Consider the following 18,365-nt stretch of genomic DNA (forward strand, 5'->3'; position numbering starts at 1 on the left):
GCGCTGATCACCGCTGGGCAGCTGCACCACTCCTTCCTGCGTCAGGTCCTCGTGGCGACGGCCGTCGACCGGCTCGCGAGATGTTGAAGAAGGCGCAGCAGGAGGCCGGCGTTCCGCGTGGGTGATGGATACCGGGACATCGCCTACGTCAAAACACCACGCGGAACAGCTCAGCCCACATCGTCGACGCCCCTCCGCCACTGGCGAGAACAACGCGAACCCGGGCCGACGAGGCACGGCGCGGGAGGCCGCTTCAACGAATGCGGGCTGGCCTGTCTGGGCGCTCGGTGGGCGAGAGGCCGTCCGGCCGGAGCAACGTTTCCAGCCCGTCGGACCTGCACCAGTCTCTGCTTTACCGCTGCCTGAGCTGTTTGCGGTTGGCTGTCAGGATTTCGTCGGACAGTCCGGGGTCGGCCTCGGCGACAGCGCGGGAGACCACCAGCGCGCCGACCATCTGGCAGAACAGCGCCACTGCCTGTTCGCGGGCTTCTGCCGCAGTCGGTTCGGTGCCGGATTGGTGCGCGCGATCGAGCACCATCTCGGTGATGGCGCTGAAGTATCCCTCAAGTCCGCGTCGGTACTCGGCCTGAGATGTGGCGCCGTGGCGTCCGGCATCAACTGCCAGGGCGGCTGAGGCGCAGCCGGATTCCGGATGATCACGGTGGGCGGCCGTCACGTATACGTCGACCATGTCGTGCAGGGCTGCCCGGGCGGAGCGGGGATGTGCCTCGCGGATGGCGGCGAGCGCGTTGAGCGAGTCGGCGAAGCCCTGACGGTAGACTTCGAGGGCGAGGTCTTCCTTCGAGGAGAAGTGGTTGTAAAACCCTCCGTGCGTCATCCCGGCGGTCTTCATCAGCTCCTCGATGCCGATCCCGTCGACGCCGTGCAGCCTGAAGCCTTCGCCTGCCGCCCGGACGATCTTTTCGCGGTTGAGCTTCTTCTGCTCCTGGGTGATGCGTGGCACCTCGGACACACCTCCTCGACAAGACGGCACCGCTGCGTGCGGGCCGAGTTCGACATCTCGCCCATTTTGATGCTACCTGACATCAAAGAAGGTGTCCACGCATGCGCTCCGGCTTGACAAGTAATGATGCTGCTGACCATTATAAATTTTGATGATGAACGACAGTAAAGAGGCGGGTTGGACCCGCGAACCGCGTGAACACCTTGAGAGGAAGACGCTGGTGGACTTCGGAATGATCGGAGCGGGCACGATCGGGCAGGGCATCGCCGGGCATCTCGTGACGGCAGGTCATCGCGTCGTCCTGAGCAACAGGCGCGGCCCGGACACACTGAGTGACACGGTGGCGCGGCTGGGGCCGCTGGCCACCGCCGGAACAGTCGCCGAGGCAGCCGCGGCCGAGATGGTGTTCCTCGCAGTCAGGTGGCCGGACATCCCTGCCGCGCTGGCCGACGTGTCCTCATGGGACGGCCGGATCCTGGTCGACACCAGCAATCAGGTTGTTGGCCTGACACCGAGAGACTATGTCGACCTCGGTTCGGAGACGGGCAGTGAATTCGTCGCCCGCCACGCTCCGGGCGCACGTGTGGTCAAGGCTTTCAACACGCTGTACGCCCAGTACATCGTGCCCGACCCGCGGCACGCAGAAGGCCGCCAGCTGCTCTTCTATGCCGGGGACGACGCGGACGCGAAAGCAGATTTCTGTGCGGTTGCCGACGAGATCGGCTTCGCGCCGGTGGACGCCGGGTCGTTGCGGGAAGGCGGCCGGCTGATGCAGGTCGGCGGCGGCCTGCTCTCGGCCCTGCACGCTCTCAAACAGGACTGAACGGAGAAGATCATGACCCAGCACGACAGGGGCATCATGTGAAAGCCCTCGCTTACGAAAAGGCCCACTCGCTCGACGCGTTCGCCATTGAGCTCATCGACGCCGCGGAACCACGGCTGCGCGACACGGATCTGCTCGTCGGGATCTGCGCCGTGGGAATCAATCCGGGCGAAGCGGCGATCCGGCAGATGCGCAGCGCTGAACCGGGCGGACGAATCATCTTGGGGTGGGAGTTCGCCGGGGTGGTGGAAGCCGTGGGACCGGAAGCCACGGGCTTCGCAGTCGGCGACCGCGTCATGGGCACCGGAGACATGACACGAGACGGCGCCTGGGCGGAGCGGCTCACGGTCGACCATCGTGTGGTGGCGAGGATTCCGGACCAGCTGTCCTTCTCAGACGCCGCGTCCTTGCCCATCGGCGGCCTCACGGCCTGGGAAGCACTGTTCCGCGATCATGACGGCTTGGCGGCGGGAATCGACCGGGTGCTGATCGTCGGCGGCGCCGGCGGCGTGGGGACGCTGGCGACACAGCTCCTGAAGAGCAGGACCTCGGCCCTGGTGGCGAGCACGGCCTCGCGTCCCGAATCACGCGAGTGGTGCACGAGGATGGGAGCGGATGTGGTCGTCGACCACACCGGAAACGTGCCCGGTCAACTACGTGACGCCGGTGTCGACCGGATCGACCTGGTGTTGTCCACTTCGGGGACCATCGGCAATGCCGGCTGGATCGCCGAGATCCTGCGGCCATTCGGTCACCTTGCCGTCATCGATCTGGACGGTCCCCTCGATCTTGGACCGCTCGCCGGTAAATCCGTGTCGCTGCACACCGAAACCGTCTTCAGCAAGATCATGGCCGGTGGCGACACCGCCAGCCAGGGCAGAATCCTCGCCGAACTGGCAGCGGATGTCGTCGCGGGCCGGCTGCGTCCCATCGCCACGACGGTGCTCGACGGCCTGAGTGTGGACACGATGAGAGCAGCCCACGAACTGGCCGAGAGCAGGCGGACGATCGGGAAGACCGTGATCAACATTTGAGCCCGTCCGTCTTCTCTGGTATCGGTACCAGCAGCACGGCCCCGGCCTGGGACACCACCCCACAGCCCCCCCGCCCTCGACGCGGACGCGTGGATAGGACCCGATACGCTTCTTCACTTGGGAAGTGCCTCCGACGGTGGCAGGAACAAGGACCTCGACACTCCTCATTCTTGCTGGTCAGAGGCACTTTTCGCTTACCTGACCACCCGTCGGGCAGCCCGCCTCATGAAAGCGCGAGGTTAGCCGGGTGGCATCCCCGAAGCGGGACGCCGACGTCTGGGAAGGTCAAGCGGCCGCGCCGGGAACAGCCGGCCCGGTCGGCACCGTTGCATCGACCGAGGGACCGGCGTCGCAGGGGTGGGAACAAGGTCATCCGCCCCGACTGGATCCGGGCCCCGGGATTGCGGAACACTCGCCGCGCACTCGGACCAAGACGTTTTTCTGCAGGAGGACTGTTTTTATGACTGACCGGCCCTTGACGCTCATGGCAGTGCATGCCCACCCCGATGACGAGGCCACCGGGACCGGAGGGGTCCTCGCGCGGTACGCGGCGGAAGGCATCCGCACGGTTCTCGTGACGTGTACCGACGGCGGTTGCGGTGATGGACCGGGAGGTGTCAAGCCGGGCGATCCCGGGCACGATCCAGCGGCCGTTGCCTCGATGCGCCGTCAAGAACTCGAAGCGAGCTGTGACGTCCTGAAGATCAGCGATCTGGAGATGCTGGACTATGCCGACTCCGGGATGACGGGCTGGCCGAGCAACGACGCCCCTGGATCCTTCTGGCAGACCCCCGTGGAGGAAGGCGCCGCCCGACTCGCGGAACTCATGCGGCACTACCGACCTGATGTGGTCGTCACCTATGACGAGAACGGCTTCTACGGCCACCCCGACCACATCCAGGCCCACCGCATCACGATGGCGGCGCTGGAGATGACCGAGCTGACACCGAAGGTGTACTGGACGACGATGCCCCACTCGATGATGCGGCGGTTCGGGGAGATCGTGCGCGAGTTCCATGAGGACATGCCGGAGCCGGATCCTGCCGAGGCCGCCGCGATGGCCGAGATCGGCCTCCCCGACGATGAGATCGCCACGTGGGTGGACACCACCGCATTCAGCGGTCAGAAGTTCGACGCGCTGGCCGCGCACGCCAGTCAGGGCGAGAACATCGTCTTTCTCAAGATGGGTAAGGAGAGGTTCGGCGAGTTGATGGGCATGGAGACCTTCGTACGCGTCCAGGACGCCACCGGCGCGTCCCTGCCAGAGAACGATCTCTTCGCCGGACTGCGCTGATCCGACCGCCCGACCGGGGCCAGGGAAAGCCCATCGGCCCCTGCGCCAGGCCCCGGTCGGGCAGCGGGAGCGGGTGAACCCGGCCGGTCGGCGCCGGAAGCACTCCTCGCCTCTGTCGGCCGCCTGGCCGGTGCGCTCGTACCGAAACGCCGTGGGAATCAATCGCCTGCTCCCGCACTCCCCACGGCGCCTCGGGCAGGGCGACCGTCTGGATGAACTCGCTGCAGCCGTGGGTGCAGGCGAAGGTGTCCTCCCACGGCGTTGTCGGCGGCGTTTCCGAACCGGTGAGCCAGGCAGTCACACTCCCAGGTGACCGAGCTGGACTGCCCGGCCGTCGGCACGGAAGACTGCTGCATCAGGGCCTCCTGCTGCTCGGTGATTCGACACCAACGAGCTGTTCAGGAGGCCCTGTCCGTATGCGCCAGCCGCCCCACAACCACCCGATCGGGACTCCCGTTCGACACGCGTCTCTCAAGATCGGAAAGACAACAGCTACTGACCGGGCCGCTGCTGGGAAGCCGTCGCCGTGGGGAACACCAGGGGCGGCAGGCTGTCGGAGCAGGAGCAGGAGCAGGAGCAGGAGCAGGAGCAGGAGCAGGAGCAGGAGCAGGAGCAGGAGCAGGAGCAGGAGCAGGAGCAGGAGCAGGAGCAGGAGCTGGGCCGGGGCGGGCCCGGACCAAAGTGGTTGAGTTCAGGCCGTGAGACCCAGGGAGGTCAGGGCCGTCGCGAGTTTCTGATGTGCGGGCGGGGGCAGCTCGCGCAAGGGGCGGGGGAGGTTGGGCCGGTCGGTCAGGCCGAGCTGTTCGGCGGCGGCGGACATCACCCGCAGGCTGCCGTGCACACGGAACAGCTCCCACAGCGGTTCCAGCCGCTCCGACAGGGCGGTGGCCCGGGCGGCGTCCCCGTCCTGGGCGGCGCGCGTCAGGGTGAGCGCGGTGGCGGGGAACAGGCCGCCGACGACCGAGTACCACGCCTCGCACCCGGCGTTCAGTCCGGTGGCAGCCGCCCAGTCGCCGCTGATGCCGATGGTGACGGTGTCCGGGAGCAGGGCTCGTAGTGTCTCGACGCGAGCTTTGGCCCGGGCCGGGGCATCGGGCAGTGGCGGGATCTTGATGGCGGCGACGTTCGGCAAGTGGGCGATGCGGGCGTGGAGTTCGTCGGTGAAGTGGACGTGGGTGGTGCCAGGGTTGTCGTACACGCACAGCGGCACCGACAGCTCGCGGCTGACGTCCTCGTAAAGGCCGAACACCTCGTCGTCCGTGAGGGCCTGATAGGTCATTGGGGCGAGCAGGACCGCGGACGCGCCCGCCTTCTGCGCATCCTCGGCAAGAGCGCTGACCTGCGCGGTGCGCAGTGCGCCGATGCCCACCACGAGCGGCACGCCATCGGCGGCCTCGACGGCGATCCGTGCCGCTCGGGCCCGCTGTTCGCGGGAGAGGTAGGCGTAGCCGCCGGTGGAGCCGAGTGCGCCGATCGAATCGACGCCGGCGGCCGCGAGACGGGCGACAAGGGTGCGGAACGAGGCCTCGTCGATGTCGGTCTCGGTGGTGGGGGTGAGAGGGAAGGCGCTGAGGCCGCGGAACATGTCGGTCTCCTCGGGGTCGGGATGGGCGGGATGGGATGGGTGAAGGGCGTCAGAGGCCGAGAACGAGGCGTGGGCGGAGCGCGCGGGAGACGCAGACCATCATGGTGTCGTGGGCCGCCTGCTCCTCGGGGGTGAGGACGGAGTCGCGGTGGTCCACGGTGCCCTCCAGGACGTCCGTCTCGCAGGTGCCGCAGGTGTCCTCTCGGCAGGAGGCGGGGATCTTGACTCCGGCATCCTCGATGGCTTCGAGTACCGACCTGTCCGGCGGTACGGTCACCGTGATGCCCGACTTCGCCAGCTCGACCCAGGTCGGCACCACGCGGTGGTGCTCGGTCTTGGTCGGGTACCACGACTGCGTCACGTACTCTTCGGGCCCGCGGACGATCACCATGGCCTCGTCCTGGGCCGACTCCCGCCAGCCGAGGCGCTGCGAACGGTCGACCGGAAGCAAGCTGCGGCCGCCGCCAAGGTGCCGGAGAACAACCGGCAGGCGGAAATCAAGGTCTGGATGGACGCGGTCGTCGCCCGCGCGGCCGAGCTCATGCCCTCCTGGGACGAGCGCCTGGGAGGGACCGACATCTTCCTCGTCGACAACCTCAACGCCACCGCTTGGAGCGTCTTTCATCGGCTATAGGCTCCGTAGCTCCTGGCCGTATCTGATTCGGTCGGGTTTCTGCCGCCGGCTTCGTCCCCCGTCGGGCATGCGGCGCTTTGCCTGGTGGCGTCGGAGGCTGCGTGGGCAGGGGGCACGGTTCTCCGCGTCGGCGACGGCTATACCGCCCACTGAGCCGGAATACAGCGGTGCCCGAATCGTCTCGTGCAGTCTCGGTGGGCGCCGTTGGAGTGCTGTCTCCAGGGGCTGGGCGGCGCGCAGCGGGTTGCTGCTGGTGCTGATGCGCGGCGTTGCGTGCCGGAGGTCGTGTGCGGGAGGTCAGGACCGTCCCGGCGGGCGAGTTGCAGCTTCTCATCGCCGACGGGCCCTTGTCCTACGTGGAGGAGGCAGTTCCTGGCGCACCTGGGGACGGGCTGGTGGCGTTCCAGGCGGCTTCGATCATGTGGAAGATTTCGTCGACGGCGGCCCGCGGGTCGGCGGCCTCGCGGGCCAGTGAGAAGGCGTCGATGGCGAACCGTGCGATGGCGTGGCAGGCGGTTGTGGTCTGTGGCAGGTCGGGGTCGGCGGCGATGGCTGTTGCCAGTGACTCCGCGTGGCGCAGCCTCATCGATTCCTCGTATTTCCGCAGGGCGGGTGATGTGTCGATCATGTGCCAGATGGGGGCGGCGCTGTCCGCCGTGCAGTGTCGTACCAGGGCCTGGATCTCGTGGCGCAGTGCGGGGATGAGGGGCTCGTGCGGGGCCCGGCCGGTGACGGCCTGAGTGAGGCGTTGCTCGAAGTTCTCGTCCTGCTCGAATACCAGGGCCTCTTTCGAGGCGAAGTGGGAGAAGAGCGTGGTGACGGCGACGTCGGCCTCGGCGGCCACGTCGCGGATGCCGACCGTGTCGTATCCGTGTTCCAGGAAGAGCCGCAGGGCGGTGTCGGCGATCTTCTGGCGGGTCGCGGCCTTCTTGCGCTCACGGCGTCCGGTCGGCACGGTCATGCTCTGACGCTATCAGATGCGAATCCGTAACAGTTCTTAAACCCTAACCGTTAGTGTTATGGTCGGCGGTATGAAGAGAGTGAGTTTCGCCGAGTTCGGCGGTCCGGATGTTCTGCAACTCGTGGACGCCGAGGAGCCCCACGCGGGCCCCGGCCAGGTACGTATCGCTGTGCGGGCAGCGGGTGTGAATCCCGTCGACTGGAGGATTCGTGAGGGCCAGATCCTGGGGGCCCATCCGGTCGAGTTGCCCTCCGGGGTGGGGCTGGATGCCTCCGGGGTGGTGGACGAGGTCGGTGAGGGGGTCGAAGGCGTCGAGGTCGGCGACCACGTGTTCGGCGAAGGCTCGAGCACGTATGCCGAGTTCGCCGTGCTGTCGGCCTGGGCCCGGATGCCCGGGGGTCTGACATTCGAGGAGGCGGCCGGGTACCCATCCGTGGTGGAGACCGCGCTGCGCATCATCCGCGAGGTCGGTGTGCAGCCCGGGCAGACGCTGCTGGTCAGCGGTGCGTCCGGGGGAGTCGGGTCGGCCGTGCTGCAGATCGCGCGCGAGCGCGGCATCACGGTGTTCGGCACGGCCGGGGCCGCGAACCAGGACTATCTGCGGAGTCTGGGTGCCGTTGCCACGACGTACGGCGAGGGCTGGGTCGAGCGGGTGCGCCGGCTCGGCCATGTCGACGCGGCGCTCGATCTGGCCGGTTCGGGGGTGATCCGCGAGCTCGTCGAGCTGACCGAGGATCCGCGGAAGGTGGTCTCCATCGCGGATCTCGATGCGCCGGAGTTCGGTGTCCGGTTCTCCGGTGTGGCCGGGAGTGTGCCGGAGGCGCTGGCCGAGGCGGCCGGTCTCATCTCGCGGGGGAAGCTCCACATTCCGGTCGAGAAGTCCTACACGCTCGCCGAGGCGGCTGCGGCGCACATCGACAGCCAGGCCGGTCACACGCGCGGGCGCCGCGTCGTGGTCATCTGAGCCGTTTCCCGCGCAGGTGCAGGGCCCGGCACCCGCTTGGCCGGATCGTGGCGGGTCGTCGCGGCGGGGACCCCGGCAGCCGCGTGGACACTCCGCGTGTCCACGCGGCTGCCGGGAGCGGGTCCTCTAATCGCCGGGCGCGTTCACGGACCTGGCGACGCAGGAGCTCGTGGATGACCTGGTCGGTTCCGTCGTCCCGCCAGGCGGCGTAGTAGTACGTCGCGCTTTTGGGCGGCAGGTCGTGCGGGAGATAGGTTCACTGGCATCCGGTCCGCCCCTGGTAGAGGGTCGCGGTCACGATCTCCCGCATGTCATAGGCGCCCTGATGGCCGCTGACCGAACGATGCTGGTCCTTCACGCGGTGATCACCGGCTCGATGAGGGTCCACAGCTCGTCCGATAAGCCACGGGGATACGGCTCCCGTTCACTCACCCGGCCGGCCCACCAGACCCCAGCCCCCGGACCGGAAGGATCCGCCCCACACCCACACCATCAGGTGATCACAGAATCGCTCATATAATAACGAACCGCCCACTCAGATGGGAGTCGAAACCGGGGTCAAGAGGAGGCCTGGCGTGAGACCTGTGCTCCGGCATCCGATGCGGCGTTGGATCCGGCACTCGGCTCCTCGGACCGTATGCCGCGTTCGTGGGGGTTGAGCGCGAGGAAGGCCAGGGCCGCGAGAACGCCCCCGACGGTCTGGGAGAGCAGATAGATCCACAGCGAGGACCATGAGAACAGCCCGGCGACGGAACCGCCTACGGCCACGGCCGGATTGAACGCTCCTCCGGAGATGCCGCCCACCGCGATGGCGCCCGCGAGTACGGTGAATCCGATGGCCAGGCCGTAGAAGGAGTTGTCCGGGTGGCTGCTGCTGGTGGCCACGTTCAACACGACGTAGGCCAGTGCGAAGGTGAACAGCGTCTCCACCAGCAGCGCTGCGCCGAGCTGCCGTCCCGACAGGGAGACGGCCGTCACCTTCTCCGGGTCGACGGCCCAGCGGGCGAGCAGCGCACCGGCGGTGGCTCCCACCAGTTGTGCCGCCGCGTACTGCGCCGCCTCCACTGCGGTGATCCGTCCCCGCACGAGGACGGCGAGGGTGACGGCGGGGTTGTAATGGGCGCCGGAGACATGGCCTCCCGCGTACACCATCACCATCAGGACCCCGCCGATCGCCAGCGGAGCCAGGGGGTCTTTGGCGAGTACCGCGGCCGTGACGGTGAGCATGAGGAATAACGTGCCGATGAATTCGACGACGTATGCGCGCAAGGTTCTCTCCCTGTGAAGGCTCGGGTTGCCTGGGAACCGGGGGCACCCTGCCGTCGTGGTCGGCCGACCACGACGGCTTGAGGCGGCGTCAGGGCGCTGCCGGATGAAGGGCTTCTCCGGTGCAACACCGTAGTGATCAATGAGAGGGCCGCCCACCGATCGGGTCCTTACGAAGTGCTGACGTATCACGGACAGGCAGTGGCCGCCGCGCAGTGTGCGGGCCGAGGCGCGTTCGGCTCGTGCGGCGTCGCGATGCCGGCCGTATGTGGTGAGATGAGCGGAGAGAGCGGTCCGGCCGCCGGAGTGCTCGCCGGACATGCCTTCGCCGAGCGCGGCGGCCGTCGCCGGACTCACGGGTGCCGATACATCATCCGCGCAGCTGAGGCGGTGTTCTCGCGATGGACCGGGCTGACGCTCGGCGGATGGGCAGTTTCGGAGACGCCGTTTCCGGCTGTGTTCCGCAGACCTTCAGCGCCGCGGGAAAGGCGGGTGTGGAAGGTGTCGCAGAGTGCGTCTCCCTGGTGCGGGCTTCGGGTGCGCCGGCATGTTTGCGGGCTCCGGAATCATCGGTGTCCGGGGCGACTTCATCCGCTGGGGACGGCTCTCGTACAGCATCGCGAGGGTGGGGGTCGGATGGGACATCTGCCAGAAGCCGGCGGTGGGCGTCATCGCTACCGCCGGAGTCAGTCATCGTCCCCGTCGGCGACCCGAGGAGGTCTTGGAGAAGCCGTCGTGCCACGCGGCCTTCGCCCCGGAGTCGCCGATGCGGTAGACGCCCACAAAGGGTCCCGCGGCCACGACGACCGGCAGAACCGCAGCCGCGATGCGCACCTGTCGGACCTGCGGGTGCTGCGCGGCGTGCCGGATCCGGAGGCGGTGACCCGGTGGGCCGTCCGCCTGCCTCACCGACCTGGAGCACGAGTGCGTCACCGCCAGCGACGACGACGGGAGCCTGGAGTTCGGGCCCGTGGTCTCCGAGCGGGCATGGGCGAAGCTGAACCGGGTCGCCGCCCGCAGGGCCCGCCTCGCGAAAACCGCGGCCCCGCTCCCTCGCGCAGCCCAGCCGTACCGGGCCCTCCAGGCCCATCGCGCCGAGCTCCCCGCTGGGCCACGCCGCGGTGGCCACCGGAGCGTGGGTGCTGCCGCCGAGCATGGCCATGGCGCCCAGGCCGTACGCCTTGCGCAGGATCAGGGCGACCACGGGCACGGACAGGTTCACACCGGTCATGAAGAGCCGGGAGGCGGCCAGTTCTCCGAGCTCGCCGACGCCGCGGCCCGCGACCAGATGACCTACCGCGGGTTCCTGGCCGAGTTGTCATGGCCGAGTGCGACGACCGCAACCGCCGTCGTTCCGAGCGCAGGATCAAAGCCGCAGGCTTTCCCCGTGAGAAGGCACTGCGCACCTTCGAGTTCGACGCGAACCCCGCCATCGATCCGGCCGCCATCCATACCCTGGCCTCCTGCGAGTGGGTCCGCAAAGGACTGCGGCTGCGTCTGATCGGCGACTCAGGCACCGGCAAGTCTCACCTGTTGTTCGCGTTGGGCACCGAGGCCGCGATGGCCGGGTTCCGTGTCAGGTACGTGCTGGCGACCAAGCTGGTCAACGAACTTGTGGAGGCCGCCGACGAGAAGGTGCTGACCAAGACCATCGCCCGCTACGGACGGGTCGATCTTCTCTGTATTGATGAGCTGGGCTATATGGAGCTGGACAGGCGCGGCGCCGAGCTGCTGTTCCAGGTTCTGACCGAGCGCGAGGAAAAGAACAGCATGGCTAGCGCCTCCAACGAGTCGTTCGGCAAAGCGCACATGTTCCGGCGAACCCGTGCGAGGTGCTGCCGAACTGCGACAGGTTCGACGAGGCACATTGGGAGCTCTCGTAGTCAGACGCTCTGTGGCCATCCGCCCAGCGCCCGCGTCAGATGCTCGTGAAGCTCCGGATCGCCCGTCGCCGCGGCGAGGCGATAGGCAGTCGGCCCGACGCGCCACCCCGAATCATGATCGAAAGGCGGTCGCTGTCCCGCTGCGTTATGCGCGAGCTTGGCCACCAGTTCAGCGAGTGCAAAGTACAGAGCGTGTTCTTCAGCCAGCGGGTCTTCTCTGCTCAGGCTGCGTCGCCGGATTCGGTCGAAGACATCGCGGCCCCGCGGCCACTGGTCTTCACTTTCTGCCAGGATCAGGGCCTCGTCGATCTCTGGTGACCGCCCCAGCTTCCGGGCCGCAGCAGCAAGAACGCTGCCTGCCCAAACAACGGGTTCCTGCTGTTGCTGGAACAAGTTCCGCCCCCAGTTATAGAGACGTTCATCCGTCGGCAGGTCAGCCACGATCACTCCAATTCCCATGGAGGAAGTGGCGGAGATCGGTGGCGAGGGCGGACATCTGCTCGCCTGCTTCCAGCCATGTCGTGACGGAACCCTCCCAGCCGCCGGCAGCGGTCGGCCAGGGGCGAAGAGTCCAGGTCAACCCGACATGCCCGCCCGATCGGAAGACTGCTCTGAGGGTGAGGTCGTGATCGTTGTTCTGCCAGACGCGCTCTCCGTCCCACCCTCGAAAGTCCCGGGCCAGCTCCTCCAGGAAGGGCGCCAGGTCCGCGTCCCAGATCCATGCGACCACTTCATCGACACGGGCATGCAGCCCGAGGGCGCATGCCTCAATGGCGTAGTGCACACAGTCTTCGTCCGGACGGAAACGGTCACAGAACCTCACCCTGACCGCCTGGTTGTCCTGGGAGCGGACAACCACCTCGGTCAACTCGTTAAGGCCAACGTCGTGAGTGCTCATCCGCTGAACAGTAGGTCAGCCGGTCGCCCGCCGTCACCGTGATTCCGAGCTGGGCAGGCGGCCGGGATCGACGCGGTCGGCGAGGTAGATCATGGTGGCTTCGGGGTCCATGCCGAAGGCGGTGGCGACGAGTTTGGGGTCCATGGTGTTGACCAGGTCGAGCAGGCGAGTGCAGCGGATCATGCGGGGCGGAAAGCCGCAGGCATCCAGAACGTGGCTGAGATAGGCGGTGGACGCCGGTCCCCGGCCGGATTTCGTCTGGCGGGTGACCATGACGTGGGGATCGTCGGTCCGCTGAGCTGCGCGGTGAGCCAGACAGCGCTCCAGCACTGCCCATGACGCCGGGTCCAAGGGGACCGGATGCGGACGGTCGCCGAGCCGGGCGGTCCATGCCCGCAGATCCAGATCATCGCCCTGCAACATCTTGACCTCGCGACTTGAGGCGCCGTGCAACAGCGCGAGCATACCCAGCAGGGCCTCGTGCGGGTGGACGGCCGGACCGGTGGTCCAGCGACGGAAAAGGACGCGTTGCTGATCAAGTGTCAGCGTCGCCCCGGCGAAGCCGCTCGGTCCTCGGGAGGACAGACCGCGGGTGGGATCCACCAGCACGATCTTCCGCGTGCGAGCGAAGCGGAAGAACTGTCCGAGCACCACCAGCCGGCGTTTTCGGGCCTTGGGCGAGTCGGCGAGGAAGGCTTCGGCGTCGTTAACGTCGGTCAGCGCCCAGTCCTGCTTGCCGCGTTCGCCCGTGAGGAAGCGGGCCAGGTCACGCATGATGGCCAGTGCCGCCTCGACGGTCGCATCGCTTCGAGGCCGTGTTCCTGCACGGCGTGCCCTCTCGCGCGAGCCCATCATGAAGGCGGCAAAGGCGTCCACCGACGGCCGCAGGGTCTCGGGGGACGGCATCGATGCGGCGCTGTCGGCGTCCGGCGGCGAGCCGCTCGGCCTGGTCGGTGGCCATGGCCATGCCGTGACCGGTGAAGAAGGATTCCAGTGCGCGAGCGAGGGAGCCCATCGAGCGTCCGGAACGACGAGAGCGTTCGAGCAGAGCCTGCGGGTGGTTGGGGTGGTCATCCAGGAGTAGTCGTCCCAGGGAGGTGATCATCGTGCAGGCACGGCTGACGCAGTACTTGGCGGCGAGATCGACGGCGAAGTCCCGCAGCCAGTCCGGGGGTTCTGCGAGTTCGGCTATCAGGCTCTCGGTCCGGACGAAGGGCCGGTCGGGGTGACGCTGCCAGCAGGCTGAGCACAGTCCCAGCCCCGAATGCCGTCGCACTTGGCCGCATGCGCGGCAGGCCCGGGCCGGCTGCTTGGTCTGGCGGGGACGTGAGCAATGCCCGCACCAGCCAGTGTCCTCGCGCAGATAGCCGGGCCGATTGCACCGAGGGCAGGGCGCCTTGGCGGCTTCGCGTTCAGCCCTTGCGTGAGCAGTCCCGGCATAACGTCGCTGTCTTGTCTCTGACCGGGTGACCGCAGGCGGTGCACACGCGTGAGCAGGTGATGCACCGGCCGGTGTCCTCCTGGAGGACGCGCTGCAGGCCGCAGCGGGGGCAAGCAGCCCTGGCCGCCGCTTCTTTCTGCCGGGCGGTGCAGCGACAGCAGTAGCGCCGGTCGATGAAACCGACCGGGGCCCCGCAGCCGATGCAGTCGCTCTGTTTGACGCCCACGACGCCACCCGGTCAGAGCGGCGGCATCGAACGGCCGCAGGCGGAGGCCGCCTTGGGCAGGTCAGGGACTGGCCGTGGCGGGGCGGCAGGGCGCTCGACGGGGGTCGTGTCGACCTCGAAGAGCTCGTTGGGAGTGCATTCCAGCGCGGTGCACAACGCGATCAGGGTGGACATCTGCACCTGGGAGGGCTCCTTGGTGAACAGCGCGGACACCGACGCGGAGGACATCTGCAGGCCGGCCCGTTCGGCCAGAAGCCGCTGCAGCTGAGTACCAGTCCAGACCTCACGCTGGGCGGCAGCCATGCGCAGGCGCCATCGGATCTTCATGCAGGGCTGCCTTCCTCGGCAGTGAGTTCGCCCAGTGTGGTGGTCACCGCGCGGCGATAGGCGTCCTCGATGAACGTCGCGGACGGCCGGACGTATCTCATGGTCGAGCTGACCGTCCAGTGGCCGAGGAGTTGCTGGATCGCCAGGAGGTCCACGCCGCGTTCGTAGTTGTGGGTCGCGCAGGCTCGCCGAAGGGCATGCGGGCTGAACCGGTCGGTGGCCGGCCGTCCTTCGAGTTCCATCAGATACCGCAGGCGGTTGCGGTCGTCCCACGGCGTAGGCTGCCGCCGGACTCGTCCGCGAACAGCACCGGCGAGTTGGGGAACTTGCCTCGCACGTCGTCGAGGAACCATCGGAGGACGAGGTTGAGGCCGTCCAGCATGGGCACCCAGCGGGGCCTGGGGCCGGAGGTGCGGGCGCCTTTGCCGAATCGCACGTGGAGTTGTCCGAACGGACCCCGCGAGAAGTGGGCGTCGGGACGGTCCAGCAGGGGGGCTTCTTCCGAGCGCAGGCCGGCGTGATAAGGGGTCCGGAACATCGCATAGTCTCGGGCCGCGGGTCCGTACTTCCGGGCGGTGGCGATCCGGGCCTTGAGGAAGTCGAAGAACTCCGCCACCCGTTCCGGGGTCGGGGGCGGCAACTGGGCTGGGGAGTCGTCTCCGACATGCCGCGAGGCGTTGAACTCGTCCACTGGGCAAACCAGACGGACACCGAATCCCGCTTCAATCTCAACGGCCTTGCGGACCTGCAGGAACCGGTGGAAGCCCTTGAAGATCTGCACATACTCGCGTCGGGTCGATGCCGCCCGCCCGGCGAGGGCCAGGTCGCCGACGACGCGGTCGATGTCCTCCGGCGTCACGTCCCACGCGGGCCGGCCCAGCGCGTTCAGCGTCCGTTCCAGCAGCCCGATGTCGTTCTCGACCGTCACCGGGCTGAACCCACGGGCCCGCCACGAGGCGACGAACGCCTCGACACACTCGGCCTGGAACTCCCACGGATCGGCGGTCACCGGCTCCAGCAGGACGGCACCACCCTCGATCACCCGCAACTGGGATGTCACCGGCACACTTCCTCGCACCTGACCGATCAAGGCAGCACCGCCGGACCCGCATCGAGAAACGGACCGCGTGACCACCCGGCTGCGGGCGCTACCGCTCACGCCGCCGCCCGTTCACGGCGAGACGATCGGCTCCTACCTGAACCGGCTCGCCGACGCCAACCACCTCACCATCGGACACCTCTCGTCCCTGATCGGCCCGTCGCGACAGCACCGCCGGGTCGACAACCGAGTCGGCTACTGGACCCCCGCCACACTGTCCCGGCTCGCCGTTCTGACCGGTCGAAGTGCGTCCTTGCTGGTCCACGCGATGCCACCGCTCGGCGCGATCGGTGACCCCAGTCTGCGACTTCCCCGCTCGGTCACCGAGGAGGTCACCGAGCCCCGACGGCGTCCCGCCTGCCGGCTCTGCATGGCCCGCCGCCACATCCGCGGCCTCGTCGTCCGCAGCACCCCACCCCACCAAGGCGTCTGCCATCGCCATCACCGCTGGCTCCTCGGGGACGAACAGCACGATCTGACGAGGCTGCCCGAAGTGCTTCGCGCCAACCGCCGGCATCAGCGGATTGTCCGCCGCGGCACACCCCCCTCCACCGACCTGGCCTACGCCGACGCACGCGACCGCGCACTCAAGTGGTTCGCGTCCGAAACCGGCGGCCCGTCGCTTCGGCAGCGGTGGGACCGCCGACTCGACGTGCTGGGCGAGGACCCCTTCGGTGATCCCTACCGCGCGTCCGACGCCCGGATCGAGCTGGTCACCTATCCCGAAGCCGTCGTACTCACCGGCCTGTTCGCCTCCTCGCACTGGCGAGACCACAGCCACCTGCCCGCCGAAGCGGCGCGGCGGCTTGGCATCGTTCCTCAGAAGTGGGTGGTGATCCCGAAGATTCGGTGGAGTTGAGCCATGTCGTGCCGATCGCGGTCCGTGGGCGCGTATCCCTGATGGAAGTAGACCTGCTGCTCGGCTGACAGACACGGGACAGTCGTCCCCTTGACAGTGCCCGTCACGAAGCATGAGGAGGGATAGATGAAAGGACGTTCCGGTTCGGGGGACGCCTGGGTCGCCGAGCCGTCGCCTCCAAAGACGAGGGGATGAAGGTCGATCTCTCGGCCGTCCGGTGCCGTGACGACGAATCGGATGGGCCTCCAACTCAGGCTCTCCGCGAAACCCGCCTCAGAGAGAGCTGCCACCACAGCAGCTTCCTGCTCTTGCCGATGCATCAGGTCCAAGTCGCGATGGTCTCGGGTCTGTGCGCCGATCAGAGCGTCGATCCCCCATCCTCCACCGATCCAGACATCTACCTCTGCCCGTCGCAGCAGAGTCAGGACAGAGAACACGTCTTCAGCTGTCATCACGCGACGCAGGCTAGAAGCGATCACCTCGGACAGCGAACGAATTCCTCAACTGCGGCCAAGACGGTCAGAACCTGCCTCCCGTGCCAACCAGGAAACGGCCAACTTCAATGAGAACGCTGGAGACCAGCGTCTCAGCATCCTGACGCAGCCCAGCCCAAGGCCCACCGGCCTCGACATGATCGACGAGACGCGTCCCCGGAATCCGTGAACCGGCAGCTGAGACCACCTGCCAGACCTGTCACGAATCCCACTCCAACCTGTCACCCTGCAGGTCAACAGCCCCATCTCTGCAAGATCTAATGAGATGGGACAGGCTTCACTCGTTTGGGTGGCTCGGGCGGCACAGCGGCGCGAAGCGCCTCCTTGAGGAGCGGTGGTCGGGCTAGCGATGGGAGCGCTGAGGTTCTGCTACCCGCACCGCTACGCAAATCACTTCGAGACAGTCCCTAGCGCGTGGGTGCTGCTGCTCAGCGCCTCGTCTCGTACCTGGTCAGGACCACGCCGCCGGGAAACGTCCGCGTCTCCACCAGGTTCAGGTTCACCCAGCTGTCCAGCGCGGTGAAGAACGGCGTGCCGCCGCCCACCAGGACCGGATGGGCGGCGATCGCGTACTCGTCGATCAGCCCGGCGCGCATGGCCGCCCCGGCGAGCGCTGCGCCGCCAATGTTCATTGGGCCGCCGTCCTCGGCCTTGAGCCGGGTGATCTCGGCGATCGCGTCGCCGGTGACCAGGCGGGTGTTCCAGTCGACCTTGTCGATCGTCGAGGAGAACACCACCTTCGGCGTGTCCCGCCAGTTCCGCGCGAACTCGATCTCCGCCGGGGTGGCGTTGGGCTGCTGGTCGCCGGTCGGCCAGTAGGAACTCATCGTCTCCCACAGCTTGCGCCCATACAGCGACAGGCCGCTCTCCTGCTCGTGGTCGAGCCACCACTGGAACAGCTCGTCGCTCGGCGGTCCGCTCCAGCCGATGTTGTCGCCGGCCGCGGCGATGTAGCCGTCCAGGGTCAGGTTCATGCCGTAGATCAGTTTCCGCATGGCCCAGCCTTCCGTCCGTGGGTGTCCGGCGTATAGACCAGCGCGGCGCGGGAAACTCATCGGTGCGCGATCTGGGCTCGCCGGTAGTCCTCGTGCTCGGGGCTCAGCTGGTGTACTCGGCCGACTCGGGCAAGCCGCCTGATCTCAACCTCGCGCTTGCGAGGAAATGCCACGGATTTGAGACTGATCATGGGTGACAAGGCCGTGAGACAGCCAAGAACGCCCAGGTCACGCAAGATCGACATGTCACGAGCGGCGAGACCCTACAAGCTGCCTGTAGGTTCTCTGTTTCCGTGTCATCTTCTCCGCCGCTGTGTCATGGCGATGGCAGTGCTGACACTGACCGGAGAACCACATGTAGGTTCGCATTTCGGATGTCCCTTCCTTATGGGCGGTGGCCCTTCTCCGGCCCAAGGGACAGGGCGGTGAGTCGCCCGTCGCCGCTACAGCCAGCCGCGAGGGCTTACGGCATCACCGCCCACTCCTGCGCATGCTGGTGGACGAATCCGGTGAAAGTGCGCGGCGGGCGGCCGGTCACGCCCAGTACGTCGGTGCTGACCTGGTCTTCCTGACCAGCCCGGACGCTGTCTTCCACGGCCGCGAGGGCAAGCGGGCCCC

21 protein-coding genes and 3 pseudogenes are annotated in these 18,365 nt (G+C 67.6%); 8 read left to right on the forward strand and 16 right to left on the reverse strand.

Annotated features, from left to right (window positions below; all coding sequences use genetic code 11):
• Positions 1–352: 352 nt before the first annotated feature.
• On the reverse strand, positions 353–964 hold the full coding sequence (locus tag STRVI_RS20465; protein WP_014057580.1) for a TetR/AcrR family transcriptional regulator: 612 nt from the start codon (positions 962–964) through the stop codon (positions 353–355).
• 154 nt (positions 965–1,118) lie between these two features.
• Here STRVI_RS20465 and STRVI_RS20470 point away from each other — a divergent pair, with 154 nt between their 5' ends.
• The 3 genes from STRVI_RS20470 (at position 1,119) to STRVI_RS20480 (ending at position 4,115) form a co-directional block, all read left to right on the forward strand.
• Positions 1,119–1,787, forward strand: coding sequence for an NADPH-dependent F420 reductase (locus tag STRVI_RS20470; protein WP_251982678.1), 669 nt, complete (start codon positions 1,119–1,121; stop codon positions 1,785–1,787).
• Between the two features lie 38 nt (positions 1,788–1,825).
• A complete protein-coding gene (locus STRVI_RS20475) occupies positions 1,826–2,821 on the forward strand; it encodes an alcohol dehydrogenase catalytic domain-containing protein (RefSeq protein WP_014057582.1) in 996 nt (331 codons plus the stop codon).
• A gap of 460 nt (positions 2,822–3,281) precedes the next feature.
• The gene (locus STRVI_RS20480) at positions 3,282–4,115 is read left to right on the forward strand and encodes a PIG-L family deacetylase (RefSeq protein WP_014057583.1); all 834 of its coding nucleotides are present in this window, start codon (positions 3,282–3,284) and stop codon (positions 4,113–4,115) included.
• A 691-nt stretch (positions 4,116–4,806) separates the two neighbouring features.
• Here STRVI_RS20480 and STRVI_RS20485 read toward each other — a convergent pair.
• Both STRVI_RS20485 and STRVI_RS20490 read right to left on the reverse strand, forming a co-directional pair.
• Complete coding sequence (locus STRVI_RS20485; protein ID WP_014057584.1) at positions 4,807–5,700, reverse strand: dihydrodipicolinate synthase family protein; 894 nt, start codon at positions 5,698–5,700, stop codon at positions 4,807–4,809.
• 49 nt (positions 5,701–5,749) lie between these two features.
• A pseudogene (locus STRVI_RS20490) lies at positions 5,750–6,004 on the reverse strand (2Fe-2S iron-sulfur cluster-binding protein); the annotation flags it as partial.
• Positions 6,005–6,169: 165 nt separating this feature from the next.
• Between STRVI_RS20490 and STRVI_RS48080 the strand changes: the two are divergent.
• Positions 6,170–6,334: a hypothetical protein gene (locus STRVI_RS48080; protein WP_014057585.1), complete on the forward strand. Its 165-nt coding sequence runs from the start codon at positions 6,170–6,172 to the stop codon at positions 6,332–6,334.
• Between the two features lie 352 nt (positions 6,335–6,686).
• Here the strand turns inward: STRVI_RS48080 and STRVI_RS20495 are convergent, their stop codons facing one another.
• Complete coding sequence (locus STRVI_RS20495; RefSeq protein ID WP_014057586.1) at positions 6,687–7,295, reverse strand: TetR/AcrR family transcriptional regulator; 609 nt, start codon at positions 7,293–7,295, stop codon at positions 6,687–6,689.
• 70 nt (positions 7,296–7,365) lie between these two features.
• Between STRVI_RS20495 and STRVI_RS20500 the strand changes: the two genes are divergently transcribed.
• Positions 7,366–8,259 carry an NADP-dependent oxidoreductase gene (locus tag STRVI_RS20500; RefSeq protein WP_043239331.1) on the forward strand — a complete coding sequence of 298 codons (894 nt, stop codon included), beginning with the start codon at positions 7,366–7,368 and terminating at the stop codon, positions 8,257–8,259.
• A gap of 23 nt (positions 8,260–8,282) precedes the next feature.
• Here STRVI_RS20500 and STRVI_RS55985 read toward each other — a convergent pair.
• The 3 genes and pseudogenes from STRVI_RS55985 to STRVI_RS52765 form a co-directional block, all read right to left on the reverse strand.
• Positions 8,283–8,691: pseudogene (locus STRVI_RS55985) on the reverse strand (transposase); the annotation flags it as partial.
• 126 nt (positions 8,692–8,817) lie between these two features.
• Positions 8,818–9,528 (reverse strand): MIP/aquaporin family protein, encoded by a 711-nt coding sequence (locus tag STRVI_RS20510; protein WP_014057588.1) that lies wholly within the window; start codon positions 9,526–9,528, stop codon positions 8,818–8,820.
• A gap of 687 nt (positions 9,529–10,215) precedes the next feature.
• Entirely contained in the window at positions 10,216–10,359 is a 144-nt protein-coding gene (locus tag STRVI_RS52765; RefSeq protein WP_251982680.1) for a hypothetical protein, read from the reverse strand.
• 415 nt (positions 10,360–10,774) lie between these two features.
• On the opposite strand from STRVI_RS52765, the pseudogene STRVI_RS20520 reads away from it, so the two are divergent.
• Positions 10,775–11,325, forward strand: a pseudogene (locus tag STRVI_RS20520) (ATP-binding protein); the annotation flags it as partial.
• An 83-nt stretch (positions 11,326–11,408) separates the two neighbouring features.
• On the opposite strand, the gene STRVI_RS48090 reads toward STRVI_RS20520, so the two are convergent.
• From STRVI_RS48090 to STRVI_RS54495, 3 genes are read right to left on the reverse strand one after another with little or no spacing between them, the layout of a single operon-like run.
• Positions 11,409–11,849: a hypothetical protein gene (locus tag STRVI_RS48090; protein ID WP_078505775.1), complete on the reverse strand. Its 441-nt coding sequence runs from the start codon at positions 11,847–11,849 to the stop codon at positions 11,409–11,411.
• Positions 11,842–12,306, reverse strand: a complete 465-nt coding sequence (locus STRVI_RS20525) for a DUF6228 family protein (protein WP_014057590.1) — start codon at positions 12,304–12,306, stop codon at positions 11,842–11,844. The genes STRVI_RS48090 and STRVI_RS20525 overlap by 8 nt, the downstream gene beginning before the upstream one ends.
• A 33-nt stretch (positions 12,307–12,339) precedes the next feature.
• A complete protein-coding gene (locus tag STRVI_RS54495; protein ID WP_251982681.1) occupies positions 12,340–13,182 on the reverse strand; it encodes a hypothetical protein in 843 nt (280 codons plus the stop codon).
• Between STRVI_RS54495 and STRVI_RS53520 the strand changes: the two genes are divergently transcribed.
• Positions 13,160–13,390 carry a hypothetical protein gene (locus STRVI_RS53520; RefSeq protein WP_208949152.1) on the forward strand — a complete coding sequence of 77 codons (231 nt, stop codon included), beginning with the start codon at positions 13,160–13,162 and terminating at the stop codon, positions 13,388–13,390. The genes STRVI_RS54495 and STRVI_RS53520 overlap by 23 nt on opposite strands.
• A gap of 595 nt (positions 13,391–13,985) precedes the next feature.
• Here STRVI_RS53520 and STRVI_RS20535 read toward each other — a convergent pair.
• Genes STRVI_RS20535 through STRVI_RS20540 form a run of 3 tightly spaced genes read right to left on the reverse strand, consistent with a single transcriptional unit; the run spans position 13,986 to position 15,360 of the window.
• The gene (locus STRVI_RS20535; RefSeq protein WP_014057591.1) at positions 13,986–14,300 is read right to left on the reverse strand and encodes a helix-turn-helix domain-containing protein; all 315 of its coding nucleotides are present in this window, start codon (positions 14,298–14,300) and stop codon (positions 13,986–13,988) included.
• Entirely contained in the window at positions 14,297–14,542 is a 246-nt protein-coding gene (locus STRVI_RS54500; protein WP_251982682.1) for a tyrosine-type recombinase/integrase, read from the reverse strand. The genes STRVI_RS20535 and STRVI_RS54500 overlap by 4 nt, the downstream gene beginning before the upstream one ends.
• On the reverse strand, positions 14,542–15,360 hold the full coding sequence (locus STRVI_RS20540; RefSeq protein WP_251982683.1) for a tyrosine-type recombinase/integrase: 819 nt from the start codon (positions 15,358–15,360) through the stop codon (positions 14,542–14,544). Before STRVI_RS20540 ends, STRVI_RS54500 begins: the two co-directional genes overlap by 1 nt.
• A 67-nt stretch (positions 15,361–15,427) precedes the next feature.
• Here STRVI_RS20540 and STRVI_RS20545 point away from each other — a divergent pair, with 67 nt between their 5' ends.
• Complete coding sequence (locus tag STRVI_RS20545; RefSeq protein ID WP_014057592.1) at positions 15,428–16,258, forward strand: TniQ family protein; 831 nt, start codon at positions 15,428–15,430, stop codon at positions 16,256–16,258.
• On the opposite strand, the gene STRVI_RS48095 is transcribed toward STRVI_RS20545, so the two are convergent.
• From STRVI_RS48095 to STRVI_RS55595, 3 genes are all read right to left on the reverse strand, one after another.
• Entirely contained in the window at positions 16,219–16,710 is a 492-nt protein-coding gene (locus STRVI_RS48095; RefSeq protein WP_167543210.1) for a nucleotidyltransferase domain-containing protein, read from the reverse strand. The genes STRVI_RS20545 and STRVI_RS48095 overlap by 40 nt on opposite strands.
• A gap of 470 nt (positions 16,711–17,180) precedes the next feature.
• The gene (locus STRVI_RS20550) at positions 17,181–17,747 is read right to left on the reverse strand and encodes a dihydrofolate reductase family protein (RefSeq protein WP_014057594.1); all 567 of its coding nucleotides are present in this window, start codon (positions 17,745–17,747) and stop codon (positions 17,181–17,183) included.
• A gap of 463 nt (positions 17,748–18,210) precedes the next feature.
• Positions 18,211–18,342 (reverse strand): hypothetical protein, encoded by a 132-nt coding sequence (locus STRVI_RS55595; RefSeq protein ID WP_286012057.1) that lies wholly within the window; start codon positions 18,340–18,342, stop codon positions 18,211–18,213.
• Positions 18,343–18,365 lie beyond the last annotated feature (23 nt).

The organism is Streptomyces violaceusniger Tu 4113 (genome assembly GCF_000147815.2).
Classification (GTDB): Bacteria; Actinomycetota; Actinomycetes; order Streptomycetales; family Streptomycetaceae; genus Streptomyces; species Streptomyces violaceusniger_A.